General features: G+C 62.4%; 13 protein-coding genes. 7 read left to right on the top strand and 6 right to left on the bottom strand.

The window, feature by feature from the left end; translation table 11 throughout:
• Positions 1-45: 45 nt before the first annotated feature.
• The 5 genes from G405_RS0102650 to rpsD all read left to right on the top strand — a co-directional run bounded on the left by G405_RS0102650 (position 46) and on the right by rpsD (position 6167).
• Entirely contained in the window at positions 46-810 is a 765-nt protein-coding gene (locus tag G405_RS0102650; RefSeq protein WP_233345978.1) for an RNA methyltransferase, read from the top strand.
• A gap of 194 nt (positions 811-1004) precedes the next feature.
• Positions 1005-3050, top strand: a complete 2046-nt coding sequence (locus G405_RS16320) for a methyl-accepting chemotaxis protein (RefSeq protein WP_022699948.1) — start codon at positions 1005-1007, stop codon at positions 3048-3050.
• 145 nt (positions 3051-3195) lie between these two features.
• The gene (locus G405_RS0102640) at positions 3196-3876 is read left to right on the top strand and encodes a hypothetical protein (protein WP_022699947.1); all 681 of its coding nucleotides are present in this window, start codon (positions 3196-3198) and stop codon (positions 3874-3876) included.
• 14 nt (positions 3877-3890) lie between these two features.
• Entirely contained in the window at positions 3891-5396 is a 1506-nt protein-coding gene (locus G405_RS0102635; RefSeq protein ID WP_022699946.1) for a hypothetical protein, read from the top strand.
• A gap of 153 nt (positions 5397-5549) precedes the next feature.
• Positions 5550-6167, top strand: coding sequence for a 30S ribosomal protein S4 (rpsD, locus tag G405_RS0102630; protein WP_022699945.1), 618 nt, complete (start codon positions 5550-5552; stop codon positions 6165-6167).
• 126 nt (positions 6168-6293) lie between these two features.
• On the opposite strand, the gene grxD is transcribed toward rpsD, so the two are convergent.
• Together grxD and G405_RS0102620 are read right to left on the bottom strand one after the other, a co-directional pair.
• Positions 6294-6626: a Grx4 family monothiol glutaredoxin gene (gene grxD / locus G405_RS0102625; protein ID WP_022699944.1), complete on the bottom strand. Its 333-nt coding sequence runs from the start codon at positions 6624-6626 to the stop codon at positions 6294-6296.
• 76 nt (positions 6627-6702) lie between these two features.
• Positions 6703-6936, bottom strand: coding sequence for a BolA family protein (locus G405_RS0102620; protein WP_022699943.1), 234 nt, complete (start codon positions 6934-6936; stop codon positions 6703-6705).
• A 95-nt stretch (positions 6937-7031) separates the two neighbouring features.
• Here G405_RS0102620 and G405_RS0102615 point away from each other — a divergent pair, with 95 nt between their 5' ends.
• Both G405_RS0102615 and G405_RS0102610 read left to right on the top strand, forming a co-directional pair.
• Positions 7032-7982 (top strand): M20/M25/M40 family metallo-hydrolase, encoded by a 951-nt coding sequence (locus G405_RS0102615; RefSeq protein WP_022699942.1) that lies wholly within the window; start codon positions 7032-7034, stop codon positions 7980-7982.
• A 159-nt stretch (positions 7983-8141) separates the two neighbouring features.
• A complete protein-coding gene (locus G405_RS0102610) occupies positions 8142-8612 on the top strand; it encodes a hypothetical protein (protein ID WP_156861332.1) in 471 nt (156 codons plus the stop codon).
• 72 nt (positions 8613-8684) lie between these two features.
• Here the strand turns inward: G405_RS0102610 and purL are convergent, their stop codons facing one another.
• From purL to purC, 4 genes are read right to left on the bottom strand one after another with little or no spacing between them, the layout of a single operon-like run.
• On the bottom strand, positions 8685-10928 hold the full coding sequence (purL, locus tag G405_RS0102605) for a phosphoribosylformylglycinamidine synthase subunit PurL (RefSeq protein ID WP_022699940.1): 2244 nt from the start codon (positions 10926-10928) through the stop codon (positions 8685-8687).
• Positions 10925-11590, bottom strand: a complete 666-nt coding sequence (gene purQ / locus G405_RS0102600) for a phosphoribosylformylglycinamidine synthase subunit PurQ (RefSeq protein WP_022699939.1) — start codon at positions 11588-11590, stop codon at positions 10925-10927. The genes purL and purQ overlap by 4 nt, the downstream gene beginning before the upstream one ends.
• Before the next feature lie 28 nt (positions 11591-11618).
• Positions 11619-11861: a phosphoribosylformylglycinamidine synthase subunit PurS gene (gene purS, locus G405_RS0102595; protein WP_022699938.1), complete on the bottom strand. Its 243-nt coding sequence runs from the start codon at positions 11859-11861 to the stop codon at positions 11619-11621.
• Entirely contained in the window at positions 11858-12619 is a 762-nt protein-coding gene (gene purC / locus G405_RS0102590; RefSeq protein ID WP_022699937.1) for a phosphoribosylaminoimidazolesuccinocarboxamide synthase, read from the bottom strand. Before purC ends, purS begins: the two co-directional genes overlap by 4 nt.
• Between the last annotated feature and the right edge of the window lie 168 nt (positions 12620-12787).

Here is a 12787-nt window from a genome sequence, read left to right as displayed (position 1 = left end):
GGCGGGTGTCTAGCACCGCACCGCTGTAAGAGAAAGAGGGCGCCCGTGACTCAGTCAGACCCGACCTTGGTCGAAGCTCAGAACCCTGTCTTCATTCTGGTCGAACCACAAATGGGTGAAAACATCGGCGCGGCCTGCCGGGTGATGGGCAATTTCGCGTTGCCGGAGTTGCGAATCGTCAATCCGCGCGATGGCTGGCCTAACCCCAAAGCCGAGACCATGGCCACGGACTCGCCCGTTCTCAAGCAGGCGCGCGTGTTTGCGACGCTGGAAGAAGCGATTGCGGATTGCCAGACGCTGTACGCGACCACGGCGCAGCCGCGCAGCATGGTCAAACCCGTGCATACGGCCCGCGCCGCCATGTCGGAGATCCGCGGGCATATTCAAGCGGGGCAACGGGTCGGTGTGTTGTTCGGGGCTGAGAAGTCCGGTCTGCCCAACACGGCGATCACGATTTCGAACGCCATCATCACCTTGCCGGTCGACCGCAACTTCTCATCGTTGAACCTCTCCATGGCGGTCGGCGTGCTGGCGCATGAATGGCGTGCGGGGGATCCGGCGCCCGCGGAGTTCAAACCGCTCGAAGACCGCGCCAGCGTGGCTGAGCTGCAAGGGCTTTACGCCCATCTTGAAGACGAACTTGATCGGGCGGGCTTTTTCTATCCTCCGGAAAAGACGCCGCTGATGATGCAGAACCTGATCAATATTTTTGCGCGCGGAGGGTTAACGCAGCAGGAGGTCCGGACCTTCCGCGGCGTGATCAAGGCGCTGGCCATCGGTCGGGGCAAGGCGAGGATCGAACGAGATTAGCCAAACAACCCATAAGGTTGTTGTTATGTCTATGCATATCCTCTGGTGAGAACCCCTCTAACGGGAATGCGCGCAGGTGATTTACAATCCTGAGCCGAATTGGCGCCATGCTGTGAGCCTTGTGATGTGCTTACAGGGAGAGCACCGTGCTCAAAAATTTATCGCTGAGAACCCAATTATTTGGCGGGTTCGGTATGATGGCTTTCATCGTCATTGTCATGGTCGTGGCGGGGTTTGTCTTCGCTACCGCCAGTGGAGCGAATTTTGCACGCTTCCGAACCATGTCGCAGGCGTCCGTCGATGTGGCGGACATTCAGGAGGCGGTCGCCAGCTTCCAGAACGACACTTATGTCTATCGGGTGACCGGCGACCCCGCCATGGCGGAAAACGCCTGGAGCAAGCGCGAACAGCTCAACACCGGCATCGTCGCCGTCCAGACCCGGTTAAGCAATAATGAGGTGCGCGAGGATCTCCAACGTGTTGAGGAATTTGGGGATCGATACGCTGAAGCGTTCGAACAATACATCACACGCCGGCAGCTTCTGGACGGTGAGATTTCATCCCTGACTGATTTCGAAGACCGTCTGCTGGGGCAGCTGGGCGATACGCTCGCCGTCGCCGAGATGATGGGCGCCGACCAGTCCATGCTGATGATGGCGGAAGCCATCCGTTCGCTTCTCCAGGCGCGTTATTATGGCCGCCGGTCGCTGACCGAAGGCTATGGGGCCAGTTTTGATCGCGCCCAGTCCGAACTCGAGATGCTCAACACCATGTTGAACCGGGTCTTGCGATCGGACGAGGAGATCATGCACAGCGCGGTGCAACCCATTCATGACGATGTGCAAGCCTATTCGGCGCGTTTTGAGGCGGCTGTGGGCATCACAGAGCAGCTAAACTCGCTGGCGCGAAACGAGCTCGATCAGCTCGGTCCCCAGATGGCCGGCGCCGTCAATCTCGTGGTCGACGATGTGGTCGACCTGCAATCGCAGGTCGGCGATGAAATCGAAGCCGCCTTCACCCAGCAAAAGCTCGTGAGCACGGCGTTGGGTGTTTTCGGCCTGGCGCTTGCGGTGCTGGGGGCGTTCATGGTCGTTCGTCTGATCATGTCCAATATCGGCGCCGTGGTCAGCGGCATCGCCCGCGTCCGACAGGGCGAGCTTGAGTTTCACGTTGAAGGCGTCGATCGCAAGGACGAGCTGGGCGATCTGTTCCGCGCCGTGGATGAGTTGCGCAGGGGTGAGATCACTCGCATCCGGATGGAGAGCGAAGCCTTGGTCGCCAGCAAGGAGCGTGAAGCGCGCTCTCAGGCGACCCATGAGGCGATCGACGTGTTCCGCGTCAAGGTTGAGAGCATTCTGAAAATCCTGGCCGAGCGCACCCATGAGATGCGTCACACGGCCGGTCGCCTGAATTCGCAAGCGACTTTCGCGAATGAACAGGCCAAAACTGCGGACGGCGCGGCGGGCGAGACCGCAAATAGCGTTGAGACCGTGGCGGCGGCGGCCGAAGAGCTCTCAAGCTCGATCCAGGAAATCGCCCGACTTACTGAAAGCGCGTCTCACAAGGTCAGCGATGCCGGCCAGCGCTCGCAAAGCTCGGTGGATCAGATCGAGGCGCTCGCGGATCGGGTGTCGAGCATTAATGACGTGATCGACCTGATCAACGATATCGCCGAACAAACGAATCTGCTGGCCCTGAACGCCACGATCGAGGCGGCGCGCGCCGGTGATGCGGGCAAAGGGTTCGCCGTTGTGGCCAGCGAGGTGAAAGACCTGGCGGAACAGACCAGCAAGGCTACCGAGACTGTGGCGAGCCTTGTGAAAGACATCCAGGGCTCCATGTCCGGCTCCGTCGAGTCCATTCGCGGAATCGCCAAGATGAGCGAGGAGATCAACGAAGCCACCGCCTCCATCGCCAGCGCCATCGAGGAGCAGGGCGCAGCGACGCGGGAAATCTCACAAAGCACGTCGCGGGCGGCGGAGAGCACGACGACCCTGGCGAAAGGGGTGCGCGATGTGGGCGAGGCCGTGGCGGAGACGGAAAGCGCGGCGGGCATGCTGGAGACCACCTCGGACGCCTTCACCAGCCAGTCGGATACGCTGCGTGAGGCGGTCGAGATGTTCTTTGAGGCTATCAAGGAAGGTCCGCTGGATCGGCGTGAGGGCGAAGACCCATCCTATCGCGGACCTGAGCGGCGCAAGGGCCGGCAAGGTGAGGCCGAAATCTCCACCGCCGCCTGATTTTCGGGGCAGGACAGACGCCAGGCCGTCCTCTCATGTCGGGAGGGCGGCCTGAGCGTTTGAGGAGCCGCGCCGCTGCACATGGTATCCAGACGGATCGTTATCCTTTAGTGAGGAGAGGTTTGAAGGATCTGCCTGAAGTTTCATGGCCCAGACTGAATTTCATCTCTCGCAAGCGCTGCGTGACCTTATCCGCCGGTCCGGACGCTGGTCGCCGCCGGATTGGGTTTTTCTGCCTGCATCGGCTCTGGTGTTGGCGGGGCTTGTCGCGTTGGCGCTCAATATACGGCCAGGCGCGGTGGATGCCGTTGTCAGCGACACCCAGTTCATCATGGAAGGTGAGGCGCTTGGTCAGCTCATTCCCGGTCCGGGCACGCGCTTTGAGTTGACGATTGGTCCTGCGGGAGAGCCTCTGGCGCGGTTAAGCGCGACAGCGTCTTTTGATGCTGCGGGTATGTTGTCGGCGGGCGTCGGCGCGGCTTTACCCACTGAATGGGAAGAGAACGCAATAGGCCGGATCGTCCGGCTGGAGGTCGAGGCCCAGGCCGCTCCCGACACGCGCATTGACCAAGTCCGGTTAGGATATTTCACAGTCGGTTATGGTGATTCCGAGCGGACCCTGAAACCTGTGAGCCCATCATGGAGCACGGTCGGCATTTGCTATCAGGTGGCGCCGACGGCGCAGGCGAACGGCGTAGAATGGCTGGGCATCTGGCCAGGTGACGCCGGGGATGGCGAGGCTGTTCTGGTCCGGTCCATCCGCCTGACCCTTGAGCCGCAAGGGGATACCATGGCGCAGTGTGAAGCGCGCCTGTCCCCCGCTTAGTCGCAGGGGCGGACATGCAGCTCTGGCGCATTCTTCTCTTCACAATCAATCTGGTTCTGGGACCGGCCCGCAGCCGCCTCCTGCTAGGCGTCTTCCTGGCTGGGCTGGGCTATGTGCTGTTTCTACCGGCCTTCGAGGGGCGTGACGAAGTTCAGCAGCTTGAAGCGCTGATCCAGTTTTCTCAAACAGGCGCCGTCAGGGTGTCTGAAGACGCGCCGTTTCCAGCAGAGTTTTCGACCCATGACGGGCCCTGGCCAGCGTCCTGGGTGAGCGCGTCACGCCCGGGTTATGCGAGCTGGGCCATGATGCGTACGGGTGCTGATGATGTGGAGACGGGGGACGACGCCTCCGTGCAACCCTCATCGTCCGCCGCTTTTCACGCTCGACCGCTCACGCTTGTGGTGCTGGCGCCCGTTCGTGCGTTGGTGTCGGACTGGAGCTGGCGCGCGCAGGTCCGGCTCTACCGGCTGATCCTGTGGTCGGCGGCCATGTTGGGGTTCGCTCTGGCGGTCGAAGCGGCCTTTCGGAGCGGTTTGCTCAATGAGCATGGCGCCGTGATCATGGCGGCCTGGCCCTTCATGTTTCCCCAGTTTTTCGCGCAGATGACGTCTGTGGGAGGCGATGCGCTGGGCTTGTGTTGCGCGGCGTTCGCCTGCGCGGCCTTCATGACCTTGTCGCGACGCAATGACTTGCCCGCCAGCCTGGGGCTGGGCCTGGCCCTGGGGCTGGGGGTCTGGGCCAATACGCTTCTGGTGACGCTCTGGCTTGGACTGGCGTTGTATCTCGGCTGGCGTAGTTGGCGGCTTCACAGAGCGCATGCACTGGATGGGGAGTGGCTGGTCTTGCGTGTGTTCGCGCTGAGCCTCGCGCTGCTGATCGCGACGGGATGGGTTGTCTATGCCGTGTTCAGTTCGGGGCCCAGCGAGATGACCCCCGTGCTCGGGCCGGGTTTTGCTGAGCGCTTATGGGCCACGATTGCGACGTTTTCCGCAGATGGCGGAGCTTCGGAGATATTGCCTGGTCCAGGCTGGCGTCTGATCTCATTAGGGCTGCTGGTCGTGATTCTGGCGCGGTGGGAGCTGAACTGGCGCGCTTTGCCGCCGCTGGCGCAGGCGCCGGCCTTCATCCTGCCGGTCTTCACGCTCAGCGCCTTGCTGCTGGGGCTTCAGGGATATGCGTCGGGCTTTGGCGACCTTCACATGCTGGCGGCATTTCTGGGGGTGGCGACGGCGCTGTGTTGCCGCACATCCGGGTTGGCGATGGCTTTGGTCGTGCTGGGGCTGTCGGGCGCGTTGGCTCAGGGCTTGTTTCAGGCGTCGGTGTTTTCAGGGTGTGCGGTCTATGACCCGCAGCTGGGGCGGTATGGCTATGAGGGCGCGCGCTGCGTGCTGGATCTGGATGCGCTGGGCGCTGTCAGCGCGCCGCTTGCCGCCGTGAAAGCGTTGATGATCGGCGGTTTGAGCGCCGCCAGCGCGCTGTTCACCCTTTGGAGACAGTCCGCGAGACAGCGCGAATATTGACTCCGCCCCGGGGTTTGCTCATAACCCGCGCTTCCCTCGCTCGCCGGCTTGCCGGACGAGCTTTGTTTTCATGGCAACGGACGACGCGTGGACCGCCGTTTCAATTGCTCTGGCTGAGGGATCAGAGCCGGGCCGCGTCGAGAAGGAAAGACTATGTCGAAGCGTCATTCACAGAAATACAAAATTGATCGCCGCATGGGCGAAAACATCTGGGGCCGCGCCAAGTCCCCGGTGAACAAACGCTCCTACGGCCCGGGTCAACACGGCCAGCGCCGCGCCGGCAAGCTGTCTGACTTCGGTCTGCAGCTGCGCGCCAAGCAAAAGCTCAAAGGCTATTACGGCAACATCACCGAGAAGCAGTTCAAGCGCATCTACACTGAAGCGCAGCGCCTGCGCGGCAACACCGCCGAAAACCTGATCGGTCTGCTGGAAAGCCGTCTGGACGCGATCGTGTATCGCGCCAAGTTCGTGCCGACCGTCTTCGCAGCGCGCCAGTTCGTCAACCACGGCCATGTCCGTGTGAACGGCAAGCGCGTGAACATCGCTTCCTACATGGTCAAGCCGGGCGATGTGGTTGAAGTGCGCGAAAAGTCCCGCTCCATGGCGCTGGTGCTTGAAGCACTGGGCAGCCCGGAACGTGACGTGCCGGATTACCTTGATCTCGACGCCAAGGGCATGAAAGCCACCTACACCCGCAAGCCGGACTTCAACGAAGTGCCGTACCCGGTGAAGATGGAACCGAACCTGGTCGTCGAATTCTACTCCTCGTAATTTTTCGGGGACGACGAGACAGAAAAGCCCGCTGCATCGCAGCGGGCTTTTTCTTTGACCGTATCACTTGAAAACCCGCCTCCAGAGGGAGGCGGGTTTTCTCGGTCAGGTGCGGCGGGCAGGGGCTTACGCCTCCACCAGGCCCTTGTCTTTCATCAGCTGTTGCAGCTCGCCGGCTTCAAACATCTCCTTGATGATGTCGCAGCCGCCGACAAATTCGCCCTTCACGTAAAGCTGGGGGATGGTCGGCCAGTCTGAATACGCCTTGATGCCTTCGCGCACGGCGTGGTCTTCCAGCACGTTCACTGCGGCGTATTCCACGCCCACATGATCAAGCACGCGGGCCACCACCGACGAGAACCCGCATTGCGGGAAGGTGGGAGTGCCCTTCATGAACAGGACCACGTCATTGTCTGTGACGGCTTTCTTGATCGCTTCCTGGGTCTCGGCGTCGGACATGGAGAGGATTCCTTATGGTTCGTCTTGGCCCCAAGATGGGGGGCGGAGCGGCGAGTTTCAATTGCTGACAGGCGCGCTAGTCCGGCGCACGGGTTTCCAGCGCCAGGGCATGCAGTTCGCCGCCCATCCGGCCTTTCAGCGCGGCATACACCATCTGGTGCTGCCGCACGCGGGGCAGGCCGGCGAAAGCCGGTGAAACCACCACAGCCTTGTAATGGTCGCCATCGCCGGCGAGATCGGTGATCTCGACCTCGGCGCCGGGAACGCCTTCCTTGATGAGACTGACAATGTCTTCCGCATTCATGGGCATGGCGTCTCTCCTGCGCAGTGCTAGTCTGAGCCATACCATCACACCGGGCGTGCCCGGAACCCTGACTTTCACAGGGATATTACGGAGACCTGCCCATGTTGCTGTCCGCATTGCTTCTGACTACCGCTCTGGCCGCTCCCGCCGCTTCAGATTGTGCGGGGCTGGAGCCCCAGCCCTGGGCGGATCTGTGCGTCATCAGTTCAGATGAGATGAAAGGCCGGCTGGTCGAGAGCGAAGGCAATGCACGGGCGCGCGCCTATATCATCGACCGCCTGACCGAGATCGGCGTCCAGCCGGTGGGCGACAGCTATGAGCAGCCCTTCAGCTTTGAGCGCGCCATAGATTTTCGCGATGAGAATTCGCCGCGCGAAACCATCAACGCCGTGAACGTCATCGGCGTCATTCCTGGCCGTGATCGCAGCCGCGCTATCGCTGTGACCGCGCATTATGACCATGTGGGACAGACCGAAGAGGGCGAGATTTTCAACGGCGCCGACGACAACGCGTCTGGCGTGGCGGCGCTGCTGGCGGCGGCGGAGCATTTCATCGCCAATCCGCCCGAGCATGACATCCTGATCATGGCGTTCGACGCAGAGGAGGGCGGATTGCGCGGGGCCCGCGAAGTGGTCGCCAACCCGGTCGAAGGCGCAGCGCCGGTCGTCTTCAATCTCAATTTCGACATGCTGGGCTATAGCCCGGACAATGATATCTGGGCGGCGGGCCCGTATCACACGCCGGCCCTGCATCCCATCGTCGAAGCGGTGGCGCAAGACGCGTCGATAACGCTGGCGGCGGGCTATGACCAGCCTGACGGCGATCCGCGCAATGACTGGACGCTGTTGTCAGACCAGGGCGCGTTCCACGCCGCCGGCATCCCGTTTCTCTATCTCGGGGTGGAGGATCACGAGCATTACCACCAGACCACAGACGAGTTCGAGACCATCAATTCCGAGTTCTTCCTGGGGGCGGTGAGCGTGGCGATCGAGCTGGCCGAGCGCATTGATGCGGACCTTGGGTCTGTTCTGGGCGAGGCAGGCCAACCCTAGCGAAAAGCCAAGTGATTGACGCGCCGCAATATTTGCGGCGCGTCATTAAATCATAACAAAAATAAACAGTGTTTACTTTTCAAAGTGCGGTGAGGTCCCTATCTATACGCCACAAACGCGGGCGTATAGGCATGCTCGGGTTTCATCAGGGAGATGGATATGTCCACCGCACTTCGTACTGTTTTCGCTGGCGCAGCACTCGCAATCGCCGCTTTCGGTTCCGCTCAGGCCCAGGACTGTCCGTCCGAGCCGATGTTCGCCGGCATGTCCGGTCCGAACTCTGACGTGCGCCAGTCTGCGCGCCGCATCGATCAGGGCGACTGGCGCAACGCCGCTCACTTCGCCTCCGAGGCGCTGGAGTCCGGCACCTCCAACCGCAACAAGAACGCCGCCGCCGTCAATCTGTGCGCTGCGCTCGCCAATGAAGGCGATGCCGGCACGGCGGACGCCTGCGCCAACGCCATCGAACGCAATCCCGAAGGCTGGGAAGCGTACACCAATCGCGGCGGCGCCTTCTGGCTGGCGGGCGATCACGCCGCCGCCGCTGCTGATTTCGCGCGCGCCGCTGAACTGGGCGCCGGTGAAGAGGCGGTCACGCACAATTCTGCTCTGGCCCAGTGCCACAGCTAAGTCGCTGACCCATTCAAATGAAAAAGGCCGGAGCATTGGCTCCGGCCTTTTTTGTGTGCTCTGTCGCCTGTCTTACTCGGCGACGCGCGCCTCAGGCTCGCCCTCCATCAGGGCGGGCATGAAGCCTTCATGGGCCTGTTTGAGGCGGATCAGATCCACCGCATGGCCGCCATTGATGGAGATGAAGCGTCCGCCTGCGAGGCCCACGACTTCAACCGGCACGTTTGCGGTCTTGGCGTTCGCGCGAATGGTCTCGGCGTCCGCGGCGTCGGCGGCGATCAGATAACGGCCCTGATCCTCACCGAACATCCAGGCGAAGACCGGCAGGCCGCCCGTATAGGCGAGCTTGATCCCGACGCCCGCCGCCATCGCCATATCGGCGGCGGCGCAGGCCAGGCCGCCGTCTGACAGGTCGTGGACGGCCTTGGCGTGGCCGGCGCGGATCGTCTGACGGACAAAGTCGCCATTGCGCTTTTCAACGGCCAGATCGACGCGCGGGGACGCGCCTTTTTCCTGGTTCTCGATCTCGCGCAGATAGATCGACGCGCCAAGCTCGCCGCGGGTTTCGCCCACCAGCAGCAGCACCTGGCCTTCTTTCAGACCGCCATAGCCCATGCGCTGGGCGATGTCGGGAATCAGGCCCACAGCGCCTACCGCCGGGGTCGGCGGAATGGCGACGCCGTCGGTCTCGTTATAGAGCGAGACATTGCCGGACACGACGGGGAAGTCGAGGGCCTTGCACGCCTCGGCCATGCCTTCCACGCAGCCCACGAACTGACCCATGATTTCAGGACGCTCGGGATTGCCGAAGTTCAGGCAGTCCGTGATGGCGATGGGATCAGCGCCGACGGCGGTGAGGTTGCGCCAGGCTTCGGCCACCGCCTGCTTGCCACCTTCGAACGGGTCGGCGAAGCAATAGCGCGGGGTGCAGTCAGTGGTGATCGCCAGCGCCTTTTGCGTGCCGTGCACGCGCACGATGGCGGCGTCGGATGCGTCTTCGGAGCTGGCGGCGGTGTCGGCCATGACGTGGCGGTCATACTGACGCCAGATCCAGCGTTTGGACGCCATGTCCGGGCTGCCCATCAGGCTCGCCAGCACTTCGCCCAGATGTTCAGGCTGGTGCAGGTCAGCCGGGTCGATGGAGCCGCGCGCCTCGGCGGGGAACCAGGGGCGGTCGTATTTCGGCGCGTTCTCGCCAATGGGATCGAGCGGCAGGTCGCAGACGACCTCGCCTTTGTGACGCAGCACAAGACGGCCATGGGGCGCGGTCTTGCCGATGGTCGCCACATCCAGATCCCATTTGCGGAAAATGCGCTCGGCGACGTGTTCACGGCCGGGCTTGATGATGATCAGCATCCGCTCCTGGGATTCTGACAGCATCATCTCATAGGCGGTCATGTTCTCTTCGCGCTGGGGCACGTGATCAAGATCAAGCTCGATCCCGAGGCCGCCCGAAGACGCCATCTCCACAGACGAAGACGTCAGGCCAGCCGCGCCCATGTCCTGGATCGAGCTGATCGCGTCTTCGCTCATCAGCTCAAGGCAGGCCTCGATCAGCTTCTTCTCGGTGAAGGGGTCGCCGACCTGAACGGTCGGGCGGTTCTCTTCAGAGCCTTCGCCGAATTCCGCCGACGCCATGGTGGCGCCGTGAATGCCGTCGCGGCCGGTTTTCGCGCCCACATAGAGCACAGGGAATTCAGGCTCACGGGCGGCGGCGGTGAAGATCTTGTCGGCATCGGCCAGGCCCACAGCCATGGCGTTCACCAGGATGTTGCCGTTATAGCCCTTGTCGAAATTGGTCTCGCCGCCCACCGTGGGCACGCCCACGCAATTGCCGTAGCCGCCAATGCCGGCGGTGACGCCAGCGACCAGTTGACGGGTCTTGGGGTGCTTGGGATCGCCAAAGCGCAGCGCGTTCATCAGCGCCACCGGGCGGGCGCCCATGGTGAAGACATCGCGCAGAATGCCGCCCACGCCCGTGGCCGCGCCCTGATAGGGCTCGATATAGCTGGGGTGGTTGTGGCTCTCCATCTTGAAGATGGCCGCCTGGCCGTCGCCAATGTCGATGACGCCGGCGTTCTCGCCCGGACCATAGATCACCTTGTCGCCAGACGTGGGGAATTTGGACAGGTGCAGGCGCGAGGATTTGTACGAGCAGTGCTCGGACCACATCACCGAGAAAATGCCCAGCTCCACAAGGTTCGGCGCGCGGCCGAGCTCTTTCAGGATGATCTCGTATTCGTCAGCGGTGACGTGATCGAGGGCGATCTCTTCGGTGATTCCCTCGGCGTAACGCGGGTTCACAGCTTCGCTCATGACAGTTTCCCCAGCACGCTTTCAAACAGGGCCAGTCCATCGGTTCCGCCATGATCGGCGTCCACCGCGCGTTCCGGGTGGGGCATCATGCCCAGCACATTGCCCGCCGCATTGGTGACGCCGGCGATGTCGCGGGCGGAGCCGTTGGGATTGTTGGCGTAGCGGAAGACCACCTGGCCTTCGCCCTCGATCCGGTCGAGCGTCGCCTCGTCGGCGAAATAATTGCCGTCATGGTGGGCGACCGGGATGACGATCTCCTTGCGATCAGCATAGCCGCGGGTGAAGCGGGTGTTCGCCGTCTCAACGAGCAGGGGCGCTTTCTCGCAGACGAAGTGCAAAGACGCGTTGCGCATCAGCGTGCCGTCCAGCAGCCCGGCCTCGGTCAGGATCTGAAAGCCGTTGCACACGCCCAGCATGGGCACGCCCGCTTCGGCTTTCTTCTTCAGGTCATTGACGATCGGCGAGCGTGCGGCCACTGCGCCCGAGCGCAGATAGTCGCCATAAGAGAAACCGCCGGGGACCATGACGAAGTCGAGCCCCTCAGGCAGTTCGGTCTCTTCATGCCAGACCATGGCCGGCGCGTGGCCGGTGACGGCTTCGATGGCCGTGGCCGCGTCGCGGTCACAGTTCGAGCCGGGGAAGACGATGACGGCGGTTTTCATGTCAGATCCGCTTCTTGCTCGCCAGCGCCTAAGCGCTCAGCTCGATGTCGTAATTTTCGATGACGGGGTTGGCGAGCAGCTTGTCGCACATCTCAGAGACGCGGCTCTGGGCTTCCTCGGCGTCGGCGGTGTTGAGATCAATCTCGATCAGCTTGCCCTGACGCACGCCCGTAACTTCGTCAAACCCCAGATGGTTCAGCGAGTTGGAGACAGCCTGGCCTTGCGGGTCCAGAACGCCGGGTTTGAGATAGACGTGAATGCGCGCTTTCATTCCGGAGACCCCTCTTCGGTGACGGAACCGTTTTCTTTCATGATGCCCAGACGGCGGGCGACTTCGGCATAGGCTTCGGTCACATTGCCCAGATCGCGGCGGAACCGGTCCTTGTCGAGCTTCTCATTGGTGTTGGCGTCCCACAGACGGCAGCTGTCCGGGCTGATCTCGTCGGCGAGAATCACTCGCGGCATGTCGTTCTGGTCGTAGACGCGGCCAAATTCGAGCTTGAAGTCCACAAGACGGATGCCGACGGCTGCGAACATGCCCGACATGAAATCGTTCACCCGCAGCGCCATGGCGATCATCTCGTCCATGTCCTGGGTGGTGGCCCAGTTGAACGCGGTGACATGTTCCTCGGCGACCATCGGATCTTCCAGCGCGTCGTTCTTGTAATAGAACTCGACGATGGAGCGCGGCAGCGCATCGCCTTCGGTCAGGCCGAAGCGTTTGGCGATCGAGCCGGCGGCCACATTGCGCACCACCACTTCCAGCGGGATGATCTCGACTTCGCGGAGCAATTGCTCACGCATGTTCAAGCGCTTGATGAAGTGGGTGGGGATGCCCATCCGGCCCAGATGCTCCATGATGTATTCGGAGATCCGGTTGTTGAGCACGCCCTTGCCTTCGAGCACGGCTTTTTTCTGGGCGTTGAAGGCGGTGGCGTCATCCTTGAAATAGGCCACGACGGTGCCCGGCTCGGGACCCTCGTAGAGGATTTTGGCTTTGCCTTCGTACAGCATCTTGCGGCGGGACATCGTGGCCTCGCTCCGGCTTGGGCGCGCTTTAGCGGCGCGCGAGTGGGGCGTGAGCCCGCTTTGATGTCGCTGGGAACAGAGACGTCGCGCCTGGGCCATGCCATGAGAAACGCGAAACGGCCCGTCGCCGCGGGCCGCTATCGTGGCGCCTTCATACGCGAGGGGCGC

It is taken from the genome of Oceanicaulis alexandrii DSM 11625 (assembly GCF_000420265.1).
Lineage (GTDB): Bacteria > Pseudomonadota > Alphaproteobacteria > Caulobacterales > Maricaulaceae > Oceanicaulis > Oceanicaulis alexandrii.
This window is presented reverse-complemented; position numbering and strand designations above follow the sequence as displayed.

What these genes read in the sequence shown, in the direction of transcription:
- G405_RS16320 (WP_022699948.1), top strand. Translation starts at nt 1,005, where the DNA reads ATGATGGCTTTCATCGTCATTGTCATGGTCGTGGCGGGGTTTGTCTTC.
- G405_RS0102640 (WP_022699947.1), top strand. Translation starts at nt 3,196, where the DNA reads ATGGCCCAGACTGAATTTCATCTCTCGCAAGCGCTGCGTGACCTTATC.
- G405_RS0102635 (WP_022699946.1), top strand. Translation starts at nt 3,891, where the DNA reads ATGCAGCTCTGGCGCATTCTTCTCTTCACAATCAATCTGGTTCTGGGA.
- rpsD (WP_022699945.1), top strand. Translation starts at nt 5,550, where the DNA reads ATGTCGAAGCGTCATTCACAGAAATACAAAATTGATCGCCGCATGGGC.
- grxD (WP_022699944.1), bottom strand. Translation starts at nt 6,626, where the DNA reads ATGTCCGACGCCGAGACCCAGGAAGCGATCAAGAAAGCCGTCACAGAC.
- G405_RS0102620 (WP_022699943.1), bottom strand. Translation starts at nt 6,936, where the DNA reads ATGCCCATGAATGCGGAAGACATTGTCAGTCTCATCAAGGAAGGCGTT.
- G405_RS0102615 (WP_022699942.1), top strand. Translation starts at nt 7,032, where the DNA reads ATGTTGCTGTCCGCATTGCTTCTGACTACCGCTCTGGCCGCTCCCGCC.
- G405_RS0102610 (WP_156861332.1), top strand. Translation starts at nt 8,142, where the DNA reads ATGTCCACCGCACTTCGTACTGTTTTCGCTGGCGCAGCACTCGCAATC.
- purL (WP_022699940.1), bottom strand. Translation starts at nt 10,928, where the DNA reads ATGAGCGAAGCTGTGAACCCGCGTTACGCCGAGGGAATCACCGAAGAG.
- purQ (WP_022699939.1), bottom strand. Translation starts at nt 11,590, where the DNA reads ATGAAAACCGCCGTCATCGTCTTCCCCGGCTCGAACTGTGACCGCGAC.
- purS (WP_022699938.1), bottom strand. Translation starts at nt 11,861, where the DNA reads ATGAAAGCGCGCATTCACGTCTATCTCAAACCCGGCGTTCTGGACCCG.
- purC (WP_022699937.1), bottom strand. Translation starts at nt 12,619, where the DNA reads ATGTCCCGCCGCAAGATGCTGTACGAAGGCAAAGCCAAAATCCTCTAC.